This window comes from Pseudomonas frederiksbergensis (assembly GCF_003732665.1).
GTDB classification, from domain to species: domain Bacteria; phylum Pseudomonadota; class Gammaproteobacteria; order Pseudomonadales; family Pseudomonadaceae; genus Aquipseudomonas; species Aquipseudomonas frederiksbergensis_G.
The window spans coordinates 155032-178582 of record NZ_MOBP01000012.1; the positions used below are offsets into that span (position 1 = coordinate 155032).

Here is a 23551-nt window from a genome sequence, read left to right on the forward strand (position 1 = left end):
TTGCTCGCGAAAGCGGCCTTGCAGTCGATCAAGATGGCGACTGACACGACGCCTTCGCGAGCAAGCCCGCTCCCACAGGTTCCGGGTATTCCAATAAAAAGGTGAGGGAACATGGATCAATTGGCACTCAAGGCTATCGAGCGCATCGCCGGGCAAACCCGTGCGCCGTATCAGAGCATCACCGTCGACCGCCTGACGCCGATCATCGGCGCGCAAATCGGCGGGATCGACCTGTCACAACCCCTGGGCGACGAGCAATTGGCGGAAGTACGCCGGGCCTTTCTGGAGAATCACGTGCTGGTGTTTCGCGACCAGCATTTGACCGTGGAGCAGCACAAAGCCTTTGGCCGGGTGTTCGGTGAGCTGCGGGCGTTGCCGGTGGAGGACATCGATGGCGATGACCCGGAATTGGTGGTGATTCGCGCCAACGCACAATCGCGGTTCGTCGCCGGTGAAACCTGGCACACCGACGGCACGGCGGACCTGGAACCGTCCATGGGCTCGATGCTGTACGTCAAGGAGACCCCGTCCATCGGCACCGGTGGCGACACGCTGTTCGCCAACATGCACCTGGCCGTGGAAATGCTCTCACCGACGATGCAGCAGTTCCTCGGCGAATTGACCGCGATCCACGATGGCGAAATTCCGTGGAAGGGTTTCACGCCACCGGCCAATCTGCCCAAGACCGAACACCCGGTGGTGGTCCGCCACCCGGAAACCGGGCGTAAGACGCTGTTCGTCAATTCCGGGTTTACCTCGCACATCGTCCAGTTGTCGGGCGGCGAGAGTCAGATGCTGCTGAACATGCTGTTCGACCTGGTGGCCCGGGAACCGATCCTCAGCTGCCGCGTGCGCTGGGCGCCTAATACGTTGGTGTTCTGGGACAACCGCTGCACCCAGCATCACGCCGTGTGGGATTACTTCCCGCATTCGCGGTATGGCGAGCGAGTGACGATCCTGGGCAAACAACCCAAGGCTTGAACTCTGCACATCCCCCCTGTGGGAGCGGGTGTTGTCGGGTGGATTGAGGTCGCAGAGGGCTGGTCGATGCAGGTCAGGCTCATGGTGTCGGCTCCAGCACCCCCTCAGGCTGGCTGACCCGCAGCACGCGGTAGCCCAGCAGCCCGATGGGAATGCAGGCCAGTGCCAGCGCCGAGAACAACACCGCGCCGCCAAAATGAGCGATGACCACCGCCCCCAGCAATGGCGCCAAAGCCGAGCCGAACCCTGCGAGCATGGAAATGCCAATAAAACTGCCACGCATCCCCGGCGGTGCCAAACGATCAATCAGCGTGCCGAACAGCGGCATCACAATGATCTCGGCGAATGTCGCGAAGACCACGGCGAACAACCAGCCGGCCCACCAGGCCCCGGTGTTGAAGGCAATGATCGCGTGGGCCACCATCAGGCAGCCCAGGGCCATCAGGTACGCGGTCTTGTCGGCCAGGGCGATCAGCCAACTCATCAAAAACAAGTGCACCACCAGCACCACGGCGGCGTTGGTGAAACTCATCATGGCGATGATGTGGTTGATGTCGTCGACGCTCAATTGCAGCAGGTAAAAGGTCAGTGGCTCATCGAGTTGTGCGTAGACCAGCACCAGGAAAAAGTTGGCGACGATGATCGACAGGAACACCTTGCTGCCGAGCACGGCGCGGAAAATCTGCCGCAGCGGCGGCGAGGCCGTTTTCGCCAGATGCGGGTTGCGCAGCCGTGCCTTGGCGGCATTCAGAATGGTCAGCGTCAGCACCCCGTAGACGCACACGGCAATCGCAAACACACCGTCGCTCTGGTGGTTGGCGAACCACAGCCCGATCAGCGGCCCGATGGCGGCCGCGCAATTGACCACGTAGTAACGGATATGGAACAGGAACGTGCGCTGGGCATCATCCACCGCCGTGTCACTCAACAGCATGCGCAGCAGCGGCTCGAGAATGCTCTGGGACAGCGCCATGCCGATGATCGCCGCGAAATAGCTGGTTTGCCCCGGCATCAGGCCCATCAACAGGTAACAACTGGCGCACAACGCGCAGCCGAACAGCATCAGGTTGCGCGAGTTGAAGCGATCCCCCAGCAAACCGCTGAGGGGCGACAAGGCAATCGAGATCAGCGCGCCGAGGGCCAGTTGCGCGCCAATCTCGGTGATCGGCGTGCCGAAGCGCTGGTTCATGGCCACGGCAATGAACGGCCAGATCATGAACGAGGCGACCCGCGCCAATCCGATCCCGAGTAACAGCCAGCGGGTTGGATGGGGCAGGGCACGCACAGAGGCCAAGGTGTTCGGGCGCTGGCTCATCAAGTGAGCCGAAGCCGATAGATCAGGTCGTCAAACCATCGGTCGCCAATCTGATAGGCCTGGGGCACGCGGCGGTCGAACACGAAACCGCATTTCTCCAGCACTTTGCACGAAGCAATGTTGCCGTCGGTCACCGTCGATTCCAGCGACTCCAGGCCAATGGCAGCGGCGTAATCGATGATCGCTTGCCGGGCCTGGGTGCCGTAGCCCTTGCCCTGAAACTCCGGCAACAGCAGGGTGCCGACCTCGGCGTGGCCCGGCGACAGAATACGAAAACCGCTGACGCCCAGTTCCTGCCCGGTTTCCTTGTCGATCACCACCAGGCACAGCCAATGGTCAGACTGCGGCGTCCACGCCGGGAGGCGGTGATCGAAACCTTTGCGAATCTGATCCTCGGCGATTTCGCCGAACACGAATTGCATGGTCTGGGGTTCGGAGTGAAGCCTGAGGAACAGTGGCCAGTCAGCCTCGACCATGGTCCGCAAATACAGCCGCTCGGTGTGTAACGCCAGCATCCAATGCTCCTTGGTCGATCGATAAGGGACAGGCTTTTTTACGCGGCGCACCGGCAAAGATCAATGCAAAGCTGAAACAACGCCGAGATGCTTTAGCCGGCGTTGAACAGCGCGGTTTGCATCGCTTGTGGCGCCTGGCCGAAAGCACGCAGAAACGCCTGGCGCATGCGTTCCCGATCACCAAAACCCGTGGCCCTGGCGATCACCTCGATGGGATGGCGGCCGGTCTCCATCATCAGGCGTGCCGCTTCCACCCGCAGGCTTTCTATGGCCTTGGCCGGGGTTTGCCCGGTTTCCTCGCGAAACACGCGACTGAACTGGCGAGGGCTGAGCCGCGCCACGGAGGCGAGGGCTTCGACGGACAGGTCATCGGTCAGATTCTCCCGCGCATAGGCCATCGCCAACTGCACGCGATCCGATTTAGGGTCCAGTTCCAGCAGCGCCGACAGTTGCGATTGTTCGCTGCCGCGACGCTGATAAATGACCAGTTTGCGCGAGATCCGCCGGGCCAGGTCGCTGCCCAAGTCGTTCTCGACCATGGCCAGCGACAGGTCCAGGGCGGCGCTCATTCCGGCGCCGGTCCACACCTGGCCGTCCACCACGAACAGCTTGTCCTCTTCAAGGCGAATATCCGGATAGCGCTTCTGAAACGCCGGTGCGTGCAGCCAGTGGGTGGTGGCGCGTTTGCCGGCCAGCAAGCCGGCCTCGGCGAGCACGAAGATGCCGGTACACAGCGACACCACCCGCCGTGACTGTGCGCTGGCGGCGCGGACAAATTCGAGCAGGCTGGCGTCCGGCAACTGGAATTCGAGGTAGCCGCTGACGATCAGGGTGTCGTAACCCTCGGCCCGAATCGGCGTGCTGTTCACCGAAAAGCCCTGGGACGACATCACCGCGCCGCCGGTTTCCGACACCAGGTGAAATTCGTAGGCCGGCTCATCGTGCAGCAGGTTGGCGCATTCGAATACCGAGCCTACCGAAAGGCTGAGCGGTTGAAAGTTCGGATAAACCACCAATGCCACGCTGTGCATTCCATCTCTCCTGGGGGCGACAAGTCGGTGATTGTCGGGGGTGGTTCGGCAAACGGCAACTGACATCTTGACGGCGATGTCCGGAATCCTTGCGGATTTGACATTGTGCGAGTTTTACCCGGCTCCTAAGATTCAACTCAACGAGCTAGACGACTGGTCTACTCAGGCAGTCGGATATAAAGATGAAGGTCAGTAAACGCGTGAGGCAACATATTCTCGATACCGCCAAAGTTATTGTCAGCCTTAAAGGCTTTTCAGCGGTGGGATTGAATGAAGTGCTGCAGGCTGCCGATGTTCCCAAAGGCTCGTTCTATCATTACTTCGGTTCCAAAGATGCGTTTGGTGTGGCATTGCTGGATAACTACTTTGAAAGTTACTTGAACGAAGTGCAGCCAATTTTCCAACAGCCCGATACGTCGGAACGTCAGAAGCTAATATTTTATTGGCAGCGCTGGATCGACAACCAGACGCAGCCCACAGACGCTGGCAAGTGTCTGGCAGTGAAATTGGGGGCGGAGGTCGCGGACCTTTCCGAACCCATGCGATTGGCCCTGGATCGCGGTACGTCGCAGATCATCAGCGTGCTGGCTGCCGCGCTGGACCGCGGAATGAAAGACGGTTCGCTGACGGTTGATGAAACCCCCGAGTGCATGGCGCTGCGCTTGTACGCGTTGTGGCTGGGGGCGAGTGTCATGGCCAAGATCACCCTTACCACCGTTGCATTCGAAGAAGCCATGCAGATGACGCGAACGTTGTTGGGATGCGTGGACGAACACTGATAACCCCACCCTTAGAGGACGCACAGATGAAAGTATTAATGGTATTGACCTCCCACGATCAACTGGGCAACACCGGCAAGAAAACCGGTTTCTGGCTCGAGGAATTCGCCGCCCCGTATTACACCTTCAAAGACGCGGGGGCCGATGTGGTGCTGGCATCGCCGGCCGGCGGGCAGCCACCGCTGGACCCGAAAAGCGATCAGCCTGAATTCCAGACTGAATACACCGCACGTTTCAAATCCGATCTGGCGGCGCAACAGGCCCTGGCGTCCACCGTTACCCTGGATTCGGTGACCCAGGCTGACTTTGACACGGTGTTTTACCCAGGTGGCCACGGTCCGTTGTGGGATCTTGCTGAGTCTGCCACTTCCATTGCGTTGATCGAGGCCTTTGAACGCGCCGGCAAACCCATCGGTTTCGTCTGCCACGCCCCGGGCGCACTGCGCCACGTCAAGGCCGCCAGCGGTGAACCCTTGATCAAGAACCGCCGTGTCACCGGGTTCACCAATTCCGAAGAGGAAGGTGTTGGTCTGACCGAAGTGGTGCCATTTCTTATCGAAGATGAATTCAAGGCGCTTGGTGCCCGGTATGAGAAGGGCAGTGATTGGGCGTCCTTTATTGTCGAAGATGGCCTGTTGGTCACTGGACAAAACCCGGCAAGTTCCGAAGCCGTTGCAAAAGCGCTGCTCAAGTTGCTGGCGTGATTTAACCCTTTCGAAAAGTTAATAAGTCACGTGCCAAAGGATCGTTGGCACGGTGGCTAACTAATACCTTTGATTTGAAGCGTGGAGTTGACGTCATGAATAACGTGTCGCGCTTTATTGCGCCGGAAAATATATTTAAAGGCCCTTATGTTCTAAGTTTGGTGGATGCCTTCAAAGGGATGTCGCTGCGGGAAATCATGGCGCCAGCGGCGCAATCGAGTGAACCCGATCCGGCCGCCGACGTGATCACTGACGCGATCGACTAAAGCAAATCTTCGGCCTGGTGCCGTTCTGGCACCTGGCTTTCTTCATCGCCCCACGTGCGGTTGACCCGTTGGCCACGGATCACCGCCGGCCGCTTGGCGATGTCCTCGGCCCAGCGCTGTACGTGGGTGTATTCGTGCGCCGAGAGAAACTCGGCCGCCGAGTACACGTTGTCCCGTACCAGTTGGCCGTACCACGGCCAGACCGCGATATCGGCGATGGTGTAGCTGTCGCCCGCCAGGTAAGGGCTTTCAGCGAGACGACGATCGAGCACGTCCAACTGACGCTTGGCCTCCATGGTGAAGCGGTTGATCGGGTATTCAAACTTCTCCGGCGCGTAGGCGTAGAAATGCCCGAAGCCGCCGCCCAGGTAAGGCGCCGCGCCCATCTGCCAGAACAGCCAGTTCAGGGTTTCGGTGCGTCCAGCGAGGTCGGTGGGCAGGAAGGCTCCGAACTTTTGCGCAAGATACAGCAGGATCGAACCGGACTCGAAAACACGCAGGGCCGGCTCGACGCTGCGGTCCAGCAATGCCGGGATCTTCGAGTTCGGATTGATCCCGACAAAGCCGCTGGAGAACTGGTCGCCTTCGTTGATGCGGATCAGCCAGGCGTCGTACTCGGCGCCGCTGTGCCCCAGGGCCAGCAGCTCTTCGAGCAGGATCGTCACCTTCACGCCATTGGGCGTGGCCAGGGAGTACAGCTGCAACGGGTGCTTGCCGGTGGGCAGTTCTTTGTCATGGGTCGGCCCGGCGGTCGGGCGGTTGATGCTGGCGAACTGGCCGCCAGACGGGGCATCGTTTTTCCAGACCTTGGGCGGAACATAGGGCGCTTTGCTCATAAGACGAACCTTTTGGTGGGCAGACGGTAATCAGGTGCAATGGGATAGGCTTTTTTAACCCGGCGAACCGGCAAAGATCAACGCAACGGCCGAAAGAATGCCCGGATGTCCTCGGCCAGCAACTGCGGTTGCTCCATCGCAGCGAAGTGGCCGCCCTTGGGCAGGGTGGTCCAGCGCTGCACGTCGAAACAGCGCTCGACCCAACTGCGCGGCGGCATCGGCAGTTCGGCGGGAAACAGCGCCACCCCGGTGGGCGGCAGCACCCGTTCCCCGGCCGCAAAGGTTAATGGCCGGGCGCGCCCTTCGACATACGGCCGCAACGACGAACCGATGCTGCCGGTAAACCAGTAGAGGCTGATGTTGGTCAGCAGTGCGTCAAGCGTGACTGCGTGCTGCAGATCGCCGGAGCAGTCGGTCCACGCCTGGAATTTCTCGACGATCCACGCCGCCAGACCGGCCGGTGAATCGTTGAGGCCGATGGCCAGGGATTGGGGCTTGGTGCCATGGACCTTGGCATAGGCGCCCTCGGTCTCGGCGAAGGTTGCACCGCAATCGAGAAAGGCTTGTTCTTCTTCTGAGATTGGCGGCTGGTCGCGGTTCAGGGGCGGCCGATAGGAGCCGGGTACGTAGTTCAGATGAATCCCCATGACCTGCTCTGGAAAACGCCGCCCCAGCCAGGTCGAGACCCCGGCGCCCAGATCGCCGCCCTGGGTGCCAAACGTTTCGTAACCCAAACCCGTCATCAATTCTGCCCAAAGTCCCGCCACTTCATACGGCCCGACACCTTTGTGGGTTGGCGCGGGCGAGAAGGCGAAACCCGGCAACGACGGCACCACCACATGGAATGCATCCGCCGCATCGCCGCCATGGCTGGCCGGGTCGGCGAGCAGCGGGATCAGGCGCTGCATTTCCACGAACGAACCCGGCCATCCATGGGTCAGGATCAACGGCAGCGGCGCCGGCCCGGTGCCCGGCTGATGGACGAAATGCACCGTTTGCTCGCCTATTCGGGCGATGTATTGCGGCAGTTGATTGAGCTGCGCTTCCTGGGCGCGCCAGTCGAAACCGTCGGCCCAGTGTGCGAGCAACGCCTGCAAAAACCTCAGGTCCGTACCTTCGCTCCAGCCCTGGCCTTCGATGTCATGCAGCCACCGGGTACGCCGCAGACGGTCGTGCAGATCGGCGATGGCCGCGTCGGGGATGGCGATCTTGAAAGGCTGGAGCTCCATGGGACGTTCTCTTTCCTGTGAGGGGATTAAGGTTGTCCGTAACTTACGCCCATTTGCGCGTCAAAAGCGATCCAGTCTGTACGGCTCGATGTTCGGCAAGTCATGTCTGTTGCAGACAGCCTCAGGCGCAGTCATTCGCCCGATCAACTCGGCCGTCACCGCAGCCTGGGTCAGCCCCAAATGCTGATGCCCAAACGCGAGCAGCACCTTGCCCTCGCACACCCGGTCGATGATCGGCAGCGAGTCCGGCAAGGACGGCCGAAACCCCATCCACGGCGTGGCGTCGTCGGCGTTCAAGTCGCGACGGAACAGGCCTTTGCTCAGGCGATGCAGTTGCCAGGCGCGCTCCATGCTCGGCGGGCGGTCGAGGCCGGCGAATTCCACGGTGCCGGCCAGTCTCAGGCCATCGGTCATGGGGGTCATGATGAATTTGCGTTCCAGTGAGGTGACGGCGAAAGGTAGCCGATCATGTTCGTGGGGCAACATCAGGTGATAGCCGCGCTCGGTGTCCAGCGGGATTTTTTTGCCGGTCAGCGCGGCGGTGAGTTTCGCCGAATGGGCGCCGCAGGCGATCAAGACTTTTCGGGCGTTCACAGACCCCTGATCGGTGAGCAGAGAAACACCCTGTTCATACAGGTGCCCGCCCTGGACCTGTTGCTTGAGAAACTGCACGCCGCTGGTTTTTGCCGCGTGGACCAGTTCACAGACCACCCGGTACGGGTCGAGAAAATGCCCGGTGTCGGGAAAGAACAATCCGCCCTGGATGCCCTCGCTGAGTTGCGGGGCAATCTCGCGGATGACCTTCGCCTGCCAAACATCCACCGGCACCTGTTGCTGACGCATCCGCGCCTGCAACGCGTCTATCGCCTGGCGCGACTCGGGCCGTTCAAACACCAGCAGCGAACCGTCCTCGCGCAGCAATTGCGGGCGGGCAATGTCTTGCAGCAAGCGCTGCCACGCGCCAAGGCTGCTTTCATTGAGCGCACGCAGGCCGGCCACGGTGCGCTGGAACGGCGCCGGGCGCAGGTTCAGCAGCAGCCGCGCGAACCAGGGCAGGGCGCGGGGCAGATATTTCCAGTCCAGGCGCAGCGGCCCCATCGGGTCCAGGAGCATGGCGGGCAGGCGCCTGACGATGGACAAGTCGGCAATGGGAAACACTTGTTCGGTGGCCAAATGCCCGGCATTGCCGAACGAGGCGCCATGGCCCGGGTCCTGTCGGTCGATCACGACAACCCGCAAGCCTTGGCGTGCCAGCCGCAGGGCACAGGCGACGCCGATAATGCCGGCGCCGACGACGGCAATGTCTGGCTGATCAGGCATCGTTGTGCTCGGCCGACCAGGTTTTGTACCACTGGCGGAATAGCGTGTACTGGCTCTCGGCGTAACGACGTTGGGCGTCGCTGAGCCCGTCCGTTTCGTTGAAGTGCAGGGCGTATTCCTTGTCGCCGTTGAGCACCATCAAGTGCTTGTAGTAGAGCACCAGGTCGCAGCCCTCATCGAACGACGACAACACGGCCAGCGCGGATTCCAGCTCCCGGGCCAGGCGCCGGGCCTTGGCATCACCTCTGGCCGCTTGCTTGCTCAGGGCCACCAGTTGCAGCACTTCCCGGGGCAGGGCGTTGCCGACACCGGTAATCGCGCCGGTGGCGTTGCAGTTGACGAAGCCGTGTACCACTTGGGTATCGACACCCACCATCAACGTGACGTTATCGTCCTGGGACGTGATGTTCTCGGCGGCGTAGCGCAGGTCGGCGGCACCGCCGAATTCCTTGAAACCGATCAGGTTCGGGTGCTCGCGGCGCAGTTCGAAGAACAGGTCGGCGCGGGTGGCGAAGCCGTAGTAAGGGCTGTTGTAGATCACTGCCGGCAAGTTTGGCGCGGCTTTCAAAATGGCCGAGAAGTGCGCCTTTTGCGCAATGGCCGAGGCGCCACGGGACAGCACGCGGGGGATGACCATCAGGCCATGGGCGCCGACCTTGGCCGCATGGGCCGCGTGGGATATGGCTTCGCGGCTGTTCACCGCACCGGTGCCGACGATGGTCGGGATACCGGCCGCCACCAGCCGCGCCACACCTTCCTGGCGTTGGGCTTCGGTCAGCAGCGGCCAGTCGCCCATCGAGCCGCAGTACACCACTGCGCTCATGCCGATATCCACCAGCTCGCGCCCCTTGGCCACCAAGGCGTCAAAGTCCGGTTTGCGTTCGGCGGTGCACGGGGTCATCAGCGCAGGGATGCAGCCAGTGAAGATGCTGTCGCTCATTGTTGTCACTCCAGATTTATGGCGAGGGAAGTGCCGCGTGGCCGTTCAAATGCCCCAGGCGAAGGGGTCCTGCTCGTCGATCAGCAGTGTGGCGTCGGCGGTCATGAAGGCTTGGCCGGTAATGGACGGGATGACGCGCTCGCCTTCCCATTCGAAACTGCCGATGAACTGGCTGCCGGTGATGCTCGCTTGTACCCAGGATTCACCAGCGGCGAGCTTCCCATCGGCAGCCAGGCACGCCAGTTTGGCGCTGGTGCCGGTGCCGCAGGGCGAGCGGTCGTAGGCTTTGCCGGGGCACATGACGAAGTTGCGACTGTCGGCGCGGTCGTCGTCGGCGAACAGTTCTACATGGTCGATCAAGGCGCCGTTGTCACCGTGGATGCCTTGGGCTTCGAGTGCTTTGAGCATCGCCCAGGTGTAGTCAGTCAAGGCTTCGACGTTGTCCAGTTGCAACGCCTGACCGTGTTCGGACACCAGGAAAAACCAGTTGCCGCCCCAGGCGATATCGCCATAGACGCGGCCATGCCCCGGCACATCGACCGGCACTTTTTGCCGGTGGCGGTAGGCGGGCACATTGCGCAAGGTCACCGTGCCGTCCTCATGCAAGGTGGCGCTGACCGGGCCGACCGGCGTGTCGATCTTGTGTACGCCGGGGCGGATGTACCCCAGGTAATGCAACGAATTGACCAGACCGATGGTGCCGTGGCCGCACATACCAAGGTAGCCGGCGTTGTTGAAGAAAATCACGCCACAGGTGGCATCCGGCGACACCGGTTCGCAATACAGCGCGCCAACCAGCACATCGTTGCCTCGGGGCTCCAGCAGGCAGGCGCGACGCCAGTGGTCATGCTGATCGCGCAGGGCATCGCGCTTCTCGGCCATGGTCTGGCCGGGCAGTGGGGGGAAGCCTTTGAGCACCAGGCGCGTCGGTTCGCCGCCGGTATGGGAGTCGATGACATGAACCAGTTCCATAATCCTTTCCTTTAGGTGTGTGCACGGCAGCAGTAGGCGTAGCGTGAACTCCCCGGCGCAGGGGCGATTGATGTTTTTCATGGGCGCGGATGACGAAATCAGCACAATGCAAAGGCTCGACACGACCCTTGCCACGGGGCAATCTGATGCATAAACCGAGGGGATAAGACGGATGACGCAGAGCGCGCTGGCGATGCTGAGCCAAGGGAACGCAGACACCATCGAAGAGTTGCTGGCCGGCGTCGCACCGCTGCTGCCGATGCTGGATGTGATTCCCAATGCCGCGATCTTTATCAAGGACGTCCAGGCACGCTACGTCATGGCCAATCTCGCCCTGGTCCAGCGCTGTGGCTTGAAACAACTGTTGGGCAAAACCAGCGCCGAGGTTTTTCCAGCACAATTGGGGCCGGGCTACACCGAACAGGATCGACGTGTCCTGGAGCAAGGCCTGGTGCTGGATGATCAACTGGAATTGCACTTGTACGGCAGCCGGGAGCCCGGTTGGTGCCTGACCCACAAACGCCCGCTCTACAACCGCCACGGTGAAATCATCGGTCTGGCAGGCATTTCCGTGGATCTGCAATCCGCCAGCGACACTCACCCGGCCTACCAGCGGCTGGCGGCGGTGGATCAATACATTCGCGCGCATTTCAATCGCCGGGTCACCCTGAGCGAACTGACAAGCATCGCCGGTATTTCCGTTGCGCAACTGGAGCGGTACTGCAAGCGCGTGTTCCACCTGACGCCGCGGCAAATGATCCAGAAGGTACGCTTGGAACACGCCCATCGCCTGCTGCACACCGACATTCCCATCACCGACGTCGCGTTGCAGTGCGGCTATACCGACCACAGCGCGTTCACTCGCCAGTTCAAGGGATTGACCGGGTTTACTCCGCGTCAGTACCGGCAGGCCACCGGGCAGTAGTTGGACCCGCCAGAACGGCGGGTCCGAAGGGTGGGTCAGAGTTTCGGCAACTGCCCAACGCGACTCATCATCTCGGTCACGATCTGCAGGTCCAGCAGGAACTGATCAACCGTCTTGAACTCGCTGTCGGTATGGCCGGTGTATTTGACCTCAGGACGGGCCAAGCCAAATTGCACCCCGTTAGGCAGTTCGTGGACCGAGGTCGCACCGGGGGAACTGCCGAACTTGTGTGGCATGCCAAGGTTTTCGCTGGACACGGCCAATAGCGCCTTGACCCATTCACCCTCGGGGTTGCGGTACATCGGTTCGGCAGTCGAGTAGTCGAAGGTTGCCGCAATGTGAGTCTTCTTGCTCCACGCGCCGATCTTTTCCGCGATTTCAGCCTTCAGCGCCTCCGGGGACTTGCCCTTGGGCACACGCAGGTTGACCGCGAGTTTGAAGGTCTTGTCATCCATCCCGACGAAGGTCAGGGAGGTGGTCAGCGGCCCCATGAATGCATCGGAAAAACCGACCCCCAACTGGCCGCCCAGATAGTCCAGTTTCCAGTTATCGGCGGCGTAACGGGCGGCGTCGGTAATGTGGTTGTGCTTGAGCGCGACCTTGCCGTCGAGGCTATTGATGAAGTCGAGCATCCTTGCCACCGGGTTAACCCCTGTTTCTGGCTTGGAGGAGTGGGCGGAAACGCCGGTGACCTTGAGCTTTACATCCTTGCCGTCGACCGAGGCGTTCACTTCAAAGTCGCCGCCATTGCGCTTGGCATATTCAGCCCCGGCCTTTTGCAGGCTGGCGGCCAGTTCGGCGGGCGTGTCCGTTACCAGGACCGCAACCGAAGCCGAGGGAATCTGGTTGGTGGCCTTGCCGCCGGTCATCGAGATGATTTCCGCGCCTTTGCCCTCACCTTTACGCACTGGAAAGTTGCCCATCACGGTGCCGTAGCCTTTCTCGGCGATCACCACCGGATAACTGCCATCCAGCGCCAGGTTGTAGGTGGGCGTCGGGTTGGTTTTGAAGTAATAGGGAATCGCTTCGCCGCTGGTTTCTTCGGTGGTGTCCACCAGCAGCTTGAAATTGCGCGCAAGGGGCAGCTTCTCTTCCTTGATGACCTTCATCGCGTACATCGCCACCACGATGCCGTTCTTGTCATCCTCGGTGCCGCGACCATACATGCGGTCGCCGATCAGGGTGACCTTGAATGGGTCGAGTTTGGTGCCGTCCTTGAGCACCCAGTTCTCCGGCGTTACCGGCACCACATCGGCATGGGCGTGAATGCCCACCACTTCATCGCCAGTGCCTTCCAGGGAAATTTCGTAGACGCGGTTATCGATGTTGCGAAAGTTCAGGTTGAACGCCTGGGCCAGGGACTTGATCTTGGCGGCGATCTTGATGAATTCAGGATTGTCGTACTGGGCGACGCCAGCCACCTGGAAGGTCGGGATTTCCACCAGCTCGCGCAGGGTTTGGGTGGCCGCGCTGCCGTATTTCACCCGCGCATAGATGCCCAGCAGGCGATCGATCTCGTTCTGCTGGTCTGCGGACAGGGTCTTGTTGTCAAGAAAGGCACTGATGGCCGGGCCGAGGTGGGCGGTTTTCGCCAGGTCGCTCTTGGCCACGCTGCCGAGGAACTGGCGAAAATCCGTGACCGGGGCGTCACTGAAACTCTTGAGGATGGTCGCGCTTTGTTGCGCGCTGATGTTGGCCTGGGCGGCGGTGGTAAACGCCGAAAGACTGGCCAGGATCAACGTGGTCGCGGTCAGGTGCTTGAGTGAAAATTCCATTGCTGGGGACATTCCTTTGCGAATTGTGGGTAAGAAATATCTGATCGTTTCGTCAGAAAGGTCCACAAACTAACACCGCCAAGCTGCAATAGGGGAGCCAATAAAGTGGGATCTGTCGCACAGAAATGCAAAAGCGACGCAGAAATGAAAAAGGTTTCTCTCGTCTAAGCTCATTCCATAACATTATTTATTCTATTTTTTATAGATCATTACCATCTAAGCAAATCGGCGCCTCAGACGTCGGGAATCAAGCCTATTTGCTCAGGAATCCACAGAAATGAAGACGCTGAAACTGGCCCGACGCCTTATCTCGGTCCTGGGGGTCGCCACGCTGTCGCTGAGCGCCCAAGCGGCCGATCTGACCTTCGGCTACATCAACGGCATCGACCCGATCAAACGGGCGATTGCCGATGGTGAATACGAAAAGGGCATTGGCCAGAAAATCGACTGGCGCGCATTCGATGCCGGCCCGGCGGTGTTGGCGGCCATGGCCTCCGGTGATGTGCAGATTGGCAACCTGGGTTCAAGCCCGCTGGCCGCTGCGGCGTCGCGCAATATGCCGCTGGTGGCGTTCATTGTGAGCGCGCAGATTCGCAGTTCCGAAGCCTTGGTGGTGCGCGATGGCAGCGGCATCAAGACGCCTGAAGACCTGATCGGCAAAACCATTGCGGTGCCGTTCGTTTCGACCTCTCACTACAGCCTGCTCGGGGCGCTGAAGCATTGGAACCTGGACCCGCGCAAGGTCAACATCGTCAACCTGACCCCTGCGCAGATCACTGCGGCCTGGAGCCGTGGCGATATCGACGGTGCCTTTACCTGGTCGCCCGCGCTGGGCGAGATTCGCAAGACCGGCAAAATCCTGACCGATTCGGCGCAAGTGTCCAACTGGGGCGCGCCGACCTTTGAAGTGTGGGTAGCGCGCAAAGACTTCGCGGAAAAGAACCCGAAGGTCGTGGCCGATTTCGCCAAGGTTAGCCTGGCAGCGATTGCCGACTACTCGGCGCACAAAAAGGACTGGACTGCCGCGTCTGAACCGGTGAAAAGCATCGCCCGGCTGACCGGCGCCAACGCGGCGGATATTCCTGAATTGCTCGACGGCTCTTATTTCCCGTCGGCCTCGGAACAGAAGACCGCGCAATACCTGGCCGGCGGCACCGCCAGCGAAATCGGCAAAACCGCCGAATTCCTGAAAGAGCAGGGCAAGATCGAAAAGGTGTTGCCTGACTATTCCGGCTTCGTCAGCGACAAGTTCATCGGAGAATAATCCAACCGGTGCGTCATGCACCGGGCGGAGAGTTTGGGGGATGTGCCGTTTTAACTAGACGTGCTGGCCGCCGTTGACCTGGATCTCTGCGCCGTTGATGTAGGACGCGCCATTGGTGCAGAGGAAATGAATCAGTGACGCCACTTCTTCGGGCTTGCCGAGGCGGTGCATGGGAATGTCCCGTGCCACGATGTCATCCGTGCCAGGGGAGAGGATCGATGTCGCAATTTCTCCCGGCGCGATCGCATTCACCCGGATGCCATGCTGGCCGTAGTCATACGCCATCTCGCGGGTAAGGGCGGACAGTGCGGCTTTCGACGTGGCATAGGCAACGCCAGCGAAAGGATGCACCCGGGAGCCGGCAATCGAGGTGACGTTGATGATCGTGCCCTGGGCCGCTTTCAATTCCGCGAACAAACCGCGAGCGAGCAGGGCGGTGGAAAAAAGGTTGATATTGAACACCTGCAGCCAGGTCGCGTAATCGGTTTCCAACACCCCCAAACGACCGCTATCAGGGCCTTTCGGGCTGACCCCGGCGTTGTCGACTAAGGCATGCAACTTGCCGTCGCCGATCTTCTCCTTGATCAGCGCAATGCTGGCGTCGAGGCTGCCGATGTCTTCCAGATCCAGGTGAATGTGATTCTCCTGCCCGTCCGCCCACGGACACTCACTGCCCCAACTTTGCCGCGAGGCGGTGAACACACGCCAACCGGCTGCATTGAAGTGTTTGACTGTAGCGTGGCCGATGCCGCGACTCGCACCGGTCAGTAGCAATGTTTTTTTCTCACTCATGAATAGATGGCCCGGGTTTCTGAATGGCTGGGCTTGAGTATGGCTAGCTTGTGTCATCGCGCCAATTGGCTAAAATGCCAACCATCGACGGATTCAAGCCAATGGAAGAGCCGCCATGCCGCCCCAAGCCAATCCCCACAAAATTGCGATTCTCGCGTTCCATGGCGTGATCGCGTCCGACCTGACTATGCCGATTGAAATCTTCGGGCGCACGCGCCTGGGGGCCGACCGGCGTGCTTATGAAGTGAGGGTGTGCGGGCCGTCGCGGGTGATCAAGACCGAATATTTCGACTTGCAGGTAAAGTGGGGTTTGAACGAGCTGATCAACGCCGATACGGTCATTGTGCCGGGCCTGGCCGATATCGCCGCGCCGATACCCAAGGTGCTGTTGCAGGCCTTGAAGGCTGCGGCTGACGCCGGTGCAAGGATCGCGTCCATTTGCACCGGTTCGTTCATCCTCGCCGCCGGTGGTTTGCTCGATGGCCTCAGCGCAACGACCCATTGGCTGGCGGCGCCCGGGCTTGCTGCGCGATATCCCGCGATCGCTGTCGATCCCAATGTGCTGTTTATCGACAATGGCCAGGTGCTGACCTCGGCGGGGGCGTGTGCCGGTTTCGATTTGTGCCTGCACATGATCAGGAACGACCATGGTGCGGCGGTGGCGGCGGATACGGCTCGGCTGGTGGTGATGCCGCTGGAGCGGGCCGGCGGGCAGGCCCAGTTCATCGTGCATGAACCCCTTGAATCGACGGGAAGCTTGCAGCCGCTGCAGCGATGGATTGAACAGGAGCTCGATCAGCCATTGACCCTGGAGCAAATGGCCGACAAAGCCTCGATCAGCACCCGGACCCTCAGCCGGCGCTTTCGCGAGCAATTCGGCGTGACCCCGTTGCAATGGCTATTGCATGCGCGAGTCAGGCGAGCGCAGTGGATTCTGGAAACCACGCAAATCTCCGTTGAACAGGTCGCGTTGAAGTCCGGGTTCGGTTCGCCCACTTCCCTGCGGGAACACTTTCGACGGGTGCTCGGTACGAGCCCGCAGGCGTATCGGAATGCGTTTTCCAATGGCCGGGCCTGATCACTCCAGAAAGCTTCGATCAAACAGGTAGAGGCTGGCCGGTTTGAGATTTTCCACGGTGGCTTGCGGGCGCCCGCCGTCGCCGCTCTTCTTGCGCCCGGTTTCCTGCAAATGGCCAGCCTCGATCATTTTCATCAAGCGCTGGCGAATGCTGGTCTTGAGCACGGGACGCTCCAGCACCAGCGAGAAAATAGTCACCGCTTGCGGCGCGCTGAATTCGTGGCCGAGGAACATCAGCGGCAGGCTGCTGTAGAGGGATTTCGACAGCAGGCGTTCCTGCACGGCGGCCACCAGGCTGTTGTGGTCAAACGGCAGTTTGGTCGAGGCGCTGGCCACGTCCTTGAGTGGGAAAAACTTCTGATGTTCTGCCAGCGGCACCTCGTCGCTGACAATGCCCAGGTAAAACGTCGAGGATGACCAGCAGCGTGGATCGCGGAAGGCGTCGCCGACGGTGCCGACCTGCTCGATCCACGCCAGGGGCATGCCGACCTTGCTCGACTGGCGCAAACGCTCCACGGCATCGCCCAGGCTCAGGTCTTCGACACCGCCATTGACCACGATCCCGGGCAGCGCCCAGTGGCCGGCAAAGGGTTCGGCTTCCCGGCGATTCAGCAGGATTTCAAGGGCCTGGGTCTGGCGGCAGTAGCGCAACACGCAAAGGTCGATGGTGTGCAGGTAGGCATTGGGTTGGGCGATGCGGTCTGGCATGTCAGTTTCCGTGGGCAACGTAGTGATCGTAGTTTACCGGGTTCATGCCCGGCGCCAGCCATTGACTGGGCAGCGGCTCGCCCAGGGCCAGCCGTTCGCGTATTGCCGTGCTGTGGACGTGGATGGTTTCCGCCACGCAGAGGATGGAAAAGCGCTCCAGCAATTGCGCGCCGCGATAGAAGGTCGGCAGCAACGGCGCAATATCCTGGCCCACCACCAGGGCAATCTGTTTGCCGTCGATGGCCAGGCTCTCGGCGAGGTGGGCGAGGAGGGTGTAGCTGTAGATCGGCCCTTCGACGTTGCGCGCTACCTGCTGTTCGATTCGACTTGCTTGCACGTCAGCGCCGCATAACGGCTGTACATGTTCGACGATCGACTCCAGCCATTTCAGGCGCAGCTCGTAATCGGCCATGCGTTTGCCATAGGGATGCCGCAAGCTTGGGGCGACCAGCACACGGCTGGCCTGGGCTGACGCTTCGATCATCACCTGGGCATGACCGGCGTGAGGCGGATTGAAAGCGCCGCCATAGAGGGCTACTTCGAACATGGCTGATCTTCCTGTTTGGTACATGACGTGTACCTTAGCACCAAACTCTCTCCAGATGAAATCGCCGATGATCGCAACAGCACATTGCGTTGGAGCGATCAGCGAACGAGAAAAAAAAGAGGCTTGCCACGAAAGTACATGACGTGTACCTTTTGATCCATGCACAGGAGAGACCGACATGAACAGCCCGATCGTGAAAACCGCTTCCTTCGACGTTGATGCCCAAAAGAGCTTCACACCGCTGTGCCCAGACGAACTTCCCGTCCCGGGTGGTGACCAGATCGCCGGCGAGCTGAACTTCATGGCCTCCCTCGCCAGCCTGCGTGTCGGCAGCAAGGACGCTCACTCACCTAAAGCCCCTTGGGTCGTCGCCGAGCACTCGCAGATGCTCCAGCCCACCGGCCTCGAACACGCCGACCTGACCTGGGTCAGCCACTGCATCCCCGGCACTGAAGGCTTCACTCTGCTGGACGAATTGCCGACCCCTTACGCCTACGACTATTTCATCTGGAAAGGCGTCGAGCCGGACCTTCACCCCTATGGCGCCTGCTACCACGACCTGCACGGCAAGCTTTCCACCGGCGTCATCGAATACCTGCGCAGCGTCAATGTGCAGCAAGTCATCGTCGGCGGCCTGGCCCTGGATTTCTGCGTCAAGACCACCGCGCTGCAACTGGCCGCCGCCGGCTTCAAAGTGATCGTTCACCTCCCGGCCTGCCGGGCGATCAGCGAGGAGGGCGCTACCCAGGCTATTAAAGACATGCAAAAAGCGGGCATCGCGGTTGCCGCGACTCGCACAGAAACCGCCCAACTGGCAAACGCATAAGGACATCAACATGGACAGTGCATTCGATTCAGGCAACGGCGTGATCCAGAGTCTTCTGGACACCGACTACTACACCTTCACCATGATGCAAGCCGTGTTGCACCAGCACCCGAACGTCGAGGTGGAATACCAGTTCATCGTCCGTTCCAAAGAGCGGCTCGGGCACTTGATCCCGCAGATTCGCGAAGAGCTGGAGAAGCTCGCGGGCCTGCAACTGCGTGAAGGTGAGCAGCGGTTTTTGTTCAACAAGCGTTTCCGTGAGTACCTGACCCCGGACTTCGAGCAATTCCTCGGATTGTTTCGCTTCAATCTGCGCTACATCCACGTCTCGGAGATCGACGGCCAACTGAACATCCGCGTCCGTGGCCCGATGCTGCACTGCATCATGTTCGAGCAACCGGTATTGGCGATGGTCAGCGAATTGCGCAACCGCGAGAAATACCCTGAAGTCGAGCTGGCCGATGTCACGCGCCAGCTGTATCGCAAGTTCGAATGGCTGGAGAAAAACGCCAGCCGTGAAGAACTCGCCGAGCTGCGTGTCTCGGACTTCTCCACCCGCCGGCGCCTGTCGTTCCGGGCTCAACGCGAAGTGGTGAATGTGATGCGCAGTGATTTCCCCGGCGTGTTTGTCGGCACCAGCAACGCGCACCTAGCCTATGAATTCGACTTGCCGCTGATCGGCACCATGGCCCACCAATGGCTGATGGTGCACCAGCAACTCGGGCGGTTGCGCGAGAGCCAGAACGCCGCGCTGGAGAACTGGGTGCACGAGTACCGTGGGCGCTTGGGCATCGCGCTGACCGATTGCATCAGCACCGATTTTTTCCTCAAAGACTTCGACCTGTACTTCGCCAAGCTCTACGACGGTCTGCGCCAGGACTCCGGTGACCCGATCGTCTGGGCTGACAAGGTGCTGGCGCGCTACAAGGCGCTGGGCATCAACCCGATGACCAAGGACCTGATGTTCTCCGATGGCCTGAACTTCGAAAAATGCCTGCCGATCCTGCGCCACGTTCGCGGCAAGGCCAAATTCGGGTTTGGTATGGGCACCAGCCTGGCCTGTGATGTGGAGGGCGTCGAGCCGTTAAGCATCGTCATGAAACTGGTGCGGGTCCACGGCGAGCCGGTGGTGAAGTTCTCCGACGACCCGATCAAGAATGTCTGCGAAGACGTGTCGTTCCTGCGCTACGCCGCGCAAGTGTTCAACGTCACCCTGATCAATCCGCAACTGGGAGCCTGATATGACCACACAAACCCAAACCAGCATCGCCCGGGAACTGGGGATCAACCGTCAACTCGTACAGGGTGGCGAGACCGCTGAAATCGCCCGGCGCGTCGAGTTCATCAAACAGGTGCTGCGAGATTCCGGTTGCAAGGCGCTGGTGCTTGGCATCAGCGGCGGCGTCGACTCTCTCACGGCTGGCCGCTTGTGCCAGTTGGCGGTGGAACAACTGCGTGACGACGACTACGACGCACGCTTCATCGCGGTGCGCCTGCCGTATAAAACCCAGGCCGATGAGCGCGACGCCCAGGCTTCCCTGGACTTCATCCGTCCTGATGTGATCACCACCAGCAACATCGCCGCCTGCGTCGACGGACTGATGGCCAGCATTGCCATCGACGGCTTGCAGCCCTCGGCGGAATTGGTGGATTTCGCCAAAGGCAACGTCAAGGCCCGGGCGCGCATGCTGGCGCAATACGCCATCGCCAACTTCAGCAACGGCCTGGTGGTCGGCACCGATCACGGCGCGGAAGCCTTGATGGGGTTCTTCACCAAATTCGGCGATGGGGCGTGCGACCTGGCGCCATTGTCGGGCCTGACCAAAACTCAAGTTCGCCTGCTGGCCGATGGTTTGGGCGCGCCGCAGCACCTGGTGCGCAAGGCGCCGACGGCAGACCTGGAAGACCTCGCACCGGGCAAACTGGATGAAGCGGCCTATGGCTGCACTTACGCGCAGATCGACGCCTACCTGATGGGCGAAACCGTATCGCCCCAGGCCCGGCAGATTATTGAAAGCGCCTACCTTAAAACCGCGCACAAGCGAGCACTGCCTCGGGTGCCGGTCACGGCCAAGTCTTGAAGCTCTTCTATACTGTTTCGCGCTGACCGGTTCAACGCAGTTCCTGAACGCCGTTGAGCTTCCCTGCGAACTCACAGTAAGGAGAACGAACATGGCAATCCGTATTGGCGACGAGGCACCGGACTTTACCGTCGAAAGCACCGAAGGCACGCTCCATTTCCACGAGTGGATCGGCGACAAGTGGGCGATCCTGTTTTCCCATCCCAAGGACTTCACCCCGGTGTGCACCACCGAACTCGGCTACATGGCCGGGCTCAAACCCGAATTCGATAAGCGCAACACCAAGGTGGTCGGGCTCAGCGTCGACCCCGTCAGCAATCACGCAAGCTGGGCCAAGGACATCGAAGAAACCCAGGGCCACGCCGTCAATTACCCGATGATCGGCGACGAAAACCTGGTGGTGGCCAAGCTCTACGACATGATCCACCCCAACGCCAGCGGTGGCGCCCGGACGGCGGCAGACAACGCCACGGTGCGCTCGGTGTTCATCATCGGCCCGGACAAAAAGGTCAAGGCGATGCTGATCTACCCCATGAGCGCCGGGCGCAATTTCGATGAAGTGTTGCGCCTGCTCGATGCCCTGCAACTCAACGCCAAGCACACCGTTGCCACCCCGGTGAACTGGCGCCCGGGGGAAGACGTGATCATCCCGACATCGGTTTCCGACGAAGACGCGCGCAAGAAGTACCCGGATGGTTTCCGGACAGTGAAACCTTATCTGCGCACGGTGGCGCAGCCGAAGTAGGCCGCTGGCCAATCAAACGCTGGAAACAGGCTGCACCGGGCGCGTGGGTATGTCTCCCGGTGCTTGCTGGCCGCTGTCGTCTGCCAGTTCCAGGGGTATTTCCAACGTAAAAATCGCCCCCAGCTCCGGCCCATCGCTGTGCACATGCAGGTGCCCGTTCATTTCCACCGCCGCGAGGGCGCAACTGTGCAGGCCGAAACCGTGGCCTTCCTTGCGGGTGGTGAAACCGTGATTGAAGATGCGCGACAGGTTCTCCGGGGCGATGCCTTCGCCCTGGTCCTTGACGCTGAAGCGCAAGGTTGAAGCGTCCGCGAGGCTGACGCTCAGGGTCATTTCCCGCTGCTGTTCGGTGACCGTGGACATCGCGTATTTGGCGTTGCTGATCAGGTTGATCAGGATCAGCAGCAAGCGGTGCTTGTCGCCGATGATGGTCGGCACTGGCTGGTAATCCTTGACCACCGTGACGTGGTGGCGGCTCAAGGCCCCGGAGTTCATGCGCAGCGCGTCTTCGAACAGGTTGATCACATTCAACGGCTCGACCACCCGGGCGGCGCCGGCGTAGGCCTGTTGCGTGGAAACGATGTCTTTTATGTGGTCGATGCTTTTGGTCAGTTGCGTCAGCTCTTCGACGATGCCCGATTGCTCGACCGCGATGGAGTCCACCAATTGGTTGAAGTAGAGCGGCAGCAACTTGCCTTTTTCATCGTGGGTCATGAATTGGCCCAGGTCGTGGGGGTGATCGTTGATCATCTTCACCGCTTTGCCCAGGCCCAGGGTTTTACTGGTGGACAAGCGTCGGGCGATGACATCGGCAGAGACGTTGACGCTGTTCAGCACATTGCCGACGTTGTGCAACACATTGGTCGCGATCTCCGCCATGCCGGCCATGCGTGCGGCATCCACCAGTTCGCGCTCGGCTTCGATCAGTTCCCGAGTGCGTTCCTCGACCCGTTGTTCCAGCCGTTCGTTGGCCGTTTGCAGTTCTTCGTTGATCTTGTTGATCAGCGTGTAACTGCGGATCAAACGCGCCGCCAGGTACACCAGCAGCACCGCCAGGATGCTGGCGCAGATGGCCAGGTAGATGTGGTATTGGCGGTCCTGGGCTTCGGTCCGGCGCTGGGTTTCGTTCAACAACTCATTAATGCTGTCCAGTTGCTGGGCGACGGGAATGACGTTAATACGGTCGAGCAAGTCGTTGACGATCGGTTGTTCGTGAACGATGGCGTTTACATTGGCGACGAACGTATTGAACGGTTGGCGGCGCTCGGCGGGGAGTTGGTTGACGTAGTGGTCGAGTACGCCCAGTTGCGCGTCGATTTCCCTGGCATTGTCGCTGGAGGCATACAGCGCATATTCGAGGGTGGTCAACGTCAGGTTGAGGATATTTGCCGATTGGGTCAGGTATTCCAGCGGTTGTGTGCCGTTGAGATCTTTCAGCAGGTTTTGCAGGGTGTCTTCGACATCGGGCAACGTATCAAGGGCGGCGCGCAGGACCGTATTGTGTTGTTTGAATTGATCAACTAATTGCGTCTTGTTTTGCACCGCGTTCAGATAACCCTGGCGGCGATCTTTCCACAGGTTGGACAGCGGGCCGGCGTTGTTCAGGTTGTCCAGTTGACCCCAGCGACTGGCGGACTCGACGGGCGCACCGAGCAACAAACTGCTGTTGATGCCGATCTTGGCCCGCAGGATCTTCACCCCCCAGTTCGCATCCAACTGCTTTAATTGACGAACAAAGTCACGGGATTCGAAATAAGTCGATGTTTCATAAGAGTAGGACTTGAACAGCAGGAATATCAGCGCTGCAAAAGTGGTGAAGGCTATCGCGGCGAAGGCCGTCCATTTGTAACTGTTGCTGATTTGCATAATGTTCTACTCCCTGAACCCGGAAAAATATCCATCACGCAAATAGCAACGTATGC

The 23551-nt window shown here is 60.4% G+C and carries 24 protein-coding genes; 11 read left to right on the top strand and 13 right to left on the bottom strand.

All coding sequences use genetic code 11. The features are described from left to right. The first annotated feature begins 111 nt into the window (after positions 1–111). Positions 112–981 carry a TauD/TfdA dioxygenase family protein gene (locus BK665_RS18305; RefSeq protein ID WP_123407890.1) on the top strand — a complete coding sequence of 290 codons (870 nt, stop codon included), beginning with the start codon at positions 112–114 and terminating at the stop codon, positions 979–981. 79 nt (positions 982–1060) lie between these two features. On the opposite strand, the gene BK665_RS18310 is transcribed toward BK665_RS18305, so the two are convergent. From BK665_RS18310 to BK665_RS18320, 3 genes are all read right to left on the bottom strand, one after another. Beyond that, entirely contained in the window at positions 1061–2296 is a 1236-nt protein-coding gene (locus BK665_RS18310; RefSeq protein WP_123407892.1) for an MFS transporter, read from the bottom strand. Continuing rightward, complete coding sequence (locus BK665_RS18315) at positions 2296–2811, bottom strand: GNAT family N-acetyltransferase (protein ID WP_123407894.1); 516 nt, start codon at positions 2809–2811, stop codon at positions 2296–2298. The genes BK665_RS18310 and BK665_RS18315 overlap by 1 nt, the downstream gene beginning before the upstream one ends. Positions 2812–2903: 92 nt before the next feature. Continuing rightward, complete coding sequence (locus BK665_RS18320) at positions 2904–3842, bottom strand: GlxA family transcriptional regulator (RefSeq protein WP_123407896.1); 939 nt, start codon at positions 3840–3842, stop codon at positions 2904–2906. Between the two features lie 182 nt (positions 3843–4024). On the opposite strand from BK665_RS18320, the gene BK665_RS18325 reads away from it, so the two are divergent. The 3 genes from BK665_RS18325 to BK665_RS34485 all read left to right on the top strand — a co-directional run bounded on the left by BK665_RS18325 (position 4025) and on the right by BK665_RS34485 (position 5591). Then, complete coding sequence (locus tag BK665_RS18325) at positions 4025–4621, top strand: TetR/AcrR family transcriptional regulator (protein WP_123407897.1); 597 nt, start codon at positions 4025–4027, stop codon at positions 4619–4621. A gap of 26 nt (positions 4622–4647) precedes the next feature. Beyond that, a complete protein-coding gene (locus BK665_RS18330) occupies positions 4648–5325 on the top strand; it encodes a type 1 glutamine amidotransferase domain-containing protein (RefSeq protein WP_123407899.1) in 678 nt (225 codons plus the stop codon). Between the two features lie 95 nt (positions 5326–5420). Further along, positions 5421–5591 carry a hypothetical protein gene (locus BK665_RS34485; protein WP_185076558.1) on the top strand — a complete coding sequence of 57 codons (171 nt, stop codon included), beginning with the start codon at positions 5421–5423 and terminating at the stop codon, positions 5589–5591. On the opposite strand, the gene yghU is transcribed toward BK665_RS34485, so the two are convergent. The 5 genes from yghU to BK665_RS18355 form a co-directional block, all read right to left on the bottom strand. After that, positions 5588–6427, bottom strand: a complete 840-nt coding sequence (gene yghU / locus BK665_RS18335; protein WP_123407901.1) for a glutathione-dependent disulfide-bond oxidoreductase — start codon at positions 6425–6427, stop codon at positions 5588–5590. The two genes, BK665_RS34485 and yghU, sit on opposite strands and share 4 nt — an antisense overlap. Positions 6428–6504: 77 nt before the next feature. After that, the gene (locus BK665_RS18340; protein ID WP_123407903.1) at positions 6505–7656 is read right to left on the bottom strand and encodes an epoxide hydrolase family protein; all 1152 of its coding nucleotides are present in this window, start codon (positions 7654–7656) and stop codon (positions 6505–6507) included. Positions 7657–7716: 60 nt separating this feature from the next. Continuing rightward, complete coding sequence (locus BK665_RS18345) at positions 7717–8976, bottom strand: NAD(P)/FAD-dependent oxidoreductase (RefSeq protein WP_123407905.1); 1260 nt, start codon at positions 8974–8976, stop codon at positions 7717–7719. Next, positions 8969–9916, bottom strand: coding sequence for a dihydrodipicolinate synthase family protein (locus BK665_RS18350; RefSeq protein ID WP_123407907.1), 948 nt, complete (start codon positions 9914–9916; stop codon positions 8969–8971). Before BK665_RS18350 ends, BK665_RS18345 begins: the two co-directional genes overlap by 8 nt. 45 nt (positions 9917–9961) lie before the next feature. After that, the gene (locus BK665_RS18355; protein WP_123407909.1) at positions 9962–10888 is read right to left on the bottom strand and encodes a 4-hydroxyproline epimerase; all 927 of its coding nucleotides are present in this window, start codon (positions 10886–10888) and stop codon (positions 9962–9964) included. 172 nt (positions 10889–11060) lie between these two features. Between BK665_RS18355 and BK665_RS18360 the strand changes: the two genes are divergently transcribed. Continuing rightward, positions 11061–11813 (top strand): AraC family transcriptional regulator, encoded by a 753-nt coding sequence (locus tag BK665_RS18360; RefSeq protein WP_123407911.1) that lies wholly within the window; start codon positions 11061–11063, stop codon positions 11811–11813. A 35-nt stretch (positions 11814–11848) separates the two neighbouring features. Here the strand turns inward: BK665_RS18360 and BK665_RS18365 are convergent, their stop codons facing one another. Then, positions 11849–13588, bottom strand: coding sequence for a dipeptidase (locus BK665_RS18365; RefSeq protein ID WP_123407913.1), 1740 nt, complete (start codon positions 13586–13588; stop codon positions 11849–11851). Between the two features lie 277 nt (positions 13589–13865). On the opposite strand from BK665_RS18365, the gene tauA reads away from it, so the two are divergent. Beyond that, on the top strand, positions 13866–14852 hold the full coding sequence (tauA, locus tag BK665_RS18370; RefSeq protein WP_123407915.1) for a taurine ABC transporter substrate-binding protein: 987 nt from the start codon (positions 13866–13868) through the stop codon (positions 14850–14852). Positions 14853–14906: 54 nt separating this feature from the next. Here tauA and BK665_RS18375 read toward each other — a convergent pair whose 3' ends face one another. Further along, positions 14907–15644: an SDR family NAD(P)-dependent oxidoreductase gene (locus BK665_RS18375; RefSeq protein ID WP_123407917.1), complete on the bottom strand. Its 738-nt coding sequence runs from the start codon at positions 15642–15644 to the stop codon at positions 14907–14909. A gap of 115 nt (positions 15645–15759) precedes the next feature. Between BK665_RS18375 and BK665_RS18380 the strand changes: the two genes are divergently transcribed. Beyond that, positions 15760–16722, top strand: a complete 963-nt coding sequence (locus BK665_RS18380; RefSeq protein ID WP_123407920.1) for a GlxA family transcriptional regulator — start codon at positions 15760–15762, stop codon at positions 16720–16722. Here the strand turns inward: BK665_RS18380 and BK665_RS18385 are convergent, their stop codons facing one another. Both BK665_RS18385 and BK665_RS18390 read right to left on the bottom strand, forming a co-directional pair. Further along, positions 16723–17430, bottom strand: a complete 708-nt coding sequence (locus BK665_RS18385) for an NUDIX hydrolase (RefSeq protein WP_123407922.1) — start codon at positions 17428–17430, stop codon at positions 16723–16725. A 1-nt stretch (position 17431) separates the two neighbouring features. Further along, positions 17432–17977 (bottom strand): adenylyltransferase/cytidyltransferase family protein, encoded by a 546-nt coding sequence (locus tag BK665_RS18390; RefSeq protein WP_123407924.1) that lies wholly within the window; start codon positions 17975–17977, stop codon positions 17432–17434. A 178-nt stretch (positions 17978–18155) separates the two neighbouring features. Between BK665_RS18390 and BK665_RS18395 the strand changes: the two genes are divergently transcribed. The 4 genes from BK665_RS18395 (at position 18156) to BK665_RS18410 (ending at position 21629) form a co-directional block, all read left to right on the top strand. Next, positions 18156–18803, top strand: a complete 648-nt coding sequence (locus BK665_RS18395; protein WP_123407926.1) for a nicotinamidase — start codon at positions 18156–18158, stop codon at positions 18801–18803. 10 nt (positions 18804–18813) lie between these two features. After that, positions 18814–20043: a nicotinate phosphoribosyltransferase gene (gene pncB / locus BK665_RS18400; protein ID WP_123407928.1), complete on the top strand. Its 1230-nt coding sequence runs from the start codon at positions 18814–18816 to the stop codon at positions 20041–20043. A 1-nt stretch (position 20044) separates the two neighbouring features. Further along, positions 20045–20884, top strand: a complete 840-nt coding sequence (nadE, locus tag BK665_RS18405; protein ID WP_123407930.1) for an NAD(+) synthase — start codon at positions 20045–20047, stop codon at positions 20882–20884. Between the two features lie 91 nt (positions 20885–20975). Next, positions 20976–21629 (top strand): peroxiredoxin, encoded by a 654-nt coding sequence (locus tag BK665_RS18410; protein WP_123407932.1) that lies wholly within the window; start codon positions 20976–20978, stop codon positions 21627–21629. 12 nt (positions 21630–21641) lie between these two features. Here BK665_RS18410 and BK665_RS18415 read toward each other — a convergent pair whose 3' ends face one another. Continuing rightward, the gene (locus tag BK665_RS18415) at positions 21642–23495 is read right to left on the bottom strand and encodes a DAHL domain-containing sensor histidine kinase (RefSeq protein WP_123407934.1); all 1854 of its coding nucleotides are present in this window, start codon (positions 23493–23495) and stop codon (positions 21642–21644) included. Positions 23496–23551 lie beyond the last annotated feature (56 nt).

What these genes read in the sequence shown, in the direction of transcription:
- yghU (WP_123407901.1), bottom strand. Translation starts at nt 6,427, where the DNA reads ATGAGCAAAGCGCCCTATGTTCCGCCCAAGGTCTGGAAAAACGATGCC.
- BK665_RS18320 (WP_123407896.1), bottom strand. Translation starts at nt 3,842, where the DNA reads ATGCACAGCGTGGCATTGGTGGTTTATCCGAACTTTCAACCGCTCAGC.
- BK665_RS18350 (WP_123407907.1), bottom strand. Translation starts at nt 9,916, where the DNA reads ATGAGCGACAGCATCTTCACTGGCTGCATCCCTGCGCTGATGACCCCG.
- BK665_RS18375 (WP_123407917.1), bottom strand. Translation starts at nt 15,644, where the DNA reads ATGAGTGAGAAAAAAACATTGCTACTGACCGGTGCGAGTCGCGGCATC.
- pncB (WP_123407928.1), top strand. Translation starts at nt 18,814, where the DNA reads ATGGACAGTGCATTCGATTCAGGCAACGGCGTGATCCAGAGTCTTCTG.
- BK665_RS18410 (WP_123407932.1), top strand. Translation starts at nt 20,976, where the DNA reads ATGGCAATCCGTATTGGCGACGAGGCACCGGACTTTACCGTCGAAAGC.
- BK665_RS18330 (WP_123407899.1), top strand. Translation starts at nt 4,648, where the DNA reads ATGAAAGTATTAATGGTATTGACCTCCCACGATCAACTGGGCAACACC.
- BK665_RS18415 (WP_123407934.1), bottom strand. Translation starts at nt 23,495, where the DNA reads ATGCAAATCAGCAACAGTTACAAATGGACGGCCTTCGCCGCGATAGCC.
- BK665_RS18360 (WP_123407911.1), top strand. Translation starts at nt 11,061, where the DNA reads ATGACGCAGAGCGCGCTGGCGATGCTGAGCCAAGGGAACGCAGACACC.
- BK665_RS18345 (WP_123407905.1), bottom strand. Translation starts at nt 8,976, where the DNA reads ATGCCTGATCAGCCAGACATTGCCGTCGTCGGCGCCGGCATTATCGGC.
- BK665_RS18390 (WP_123407924.1), bottom strand. Translation starts at nt 17,977, where the DNA reads ATGTTCGAAGTAGCCCTCTATGGCGGCGCTTTCAATCCGCCTCACGCC.
- BK665_RS34485 (WP_185076558.1), top strand. Translation starts at nt 5,421, where the DNA reads ATGAATAACGTGTCGCGCTTTATTGCGCCGGAAAATATATTTAAAGGC.
- BK665_RS18395 (WP_123407926.1), top strand. Translation starts at nt 18,156, where the DNA reads ATGAACAGCCCGATCGTGAAAACCGCTTCCTTCGACGTTGATGCCCAA.
- BK665_RS18385 (WP_123407922.1), bottom strand. Translation starts at nt 17,430, where the DNA reads ATGCCAGACCGCATCGCCCAACCCAATGCCTACCTGCACACCATCGAC.
- BK665_RS18365 (WP_123407913.1), bottom strand. Translation starts at nt 13,588, where the DNA reads ATGGAATTTTCACTCAAGCACCTGACCGCGACCACGTTGATCCTGGCC.
- BK665_RS18305 (WP_123407890.1), top strand. Translation starts at nt 112, where the DNA reads ATGGATCAATTGGCACTCAAGGCTATCGAGCGCATCGCCGGGCAAACC.
- tauA (WP_123407915.1), top strand. Translation starts at nt 13,866, where the DNA reads ATGAAGACGCTGAAACTGGCCCGACGCCTTATCTCGGTCCTGGGGGTC.
- BK665_RS18380 (WP_123407920.1), top strand. Translation starts at nt 15,760, where the DNA reads ATGCCGCCCCAAGCCAATCCCCACAAAATTGCGATTCTCGCGTTCCAT.
- nadE (WP_123407930.1), top strand. Translation starts at nt 20,045, where the DNA reads ATGACCACACAAACCCAAACCAGCATCGCCCGGGAACTGGGGATCAAC.
- BK665_RS18340 (WP_123407903.1), bottom strand. Translation starts at nt 7,656, where the DNA reads ATGGAGCTCCAGCCTTTCAAGATCGCCATCCCCGACGCGGCCATCGCC.
- BK665_RS18310 (WP_123407892.1), bottom strand. Translation starts at nt 2,296, where the DNA reads ATGAGCCAGCGCCCGAACACCTTGGCCTCTGTGCGTGCCCTGCCCCAT.
- BK665_RS18315 (WP_123407894.1), bottom strand. Translation starts at nt 2,811, where the DNA reads ATGCTGGCGTTACACACCGAGCGGCTGTATTTGCGGACCATGGTCGAG.
- BK665_RS18355 (WP_123407909.1), bottom strand. Translation starts at nt 10,888, where the DNA reads ATGGAACTGGTTCATGTCATCGACTCCCATACCGGCGGCGAACCGACG.
- BK665_RS18325 (WP_123407897.1), top strand. Translation starts at nt 4,025, where the DNA reads ATGAAGGTCAGTAAACGCGTGAGGCAACATATTCTCGATACCGCCAAA.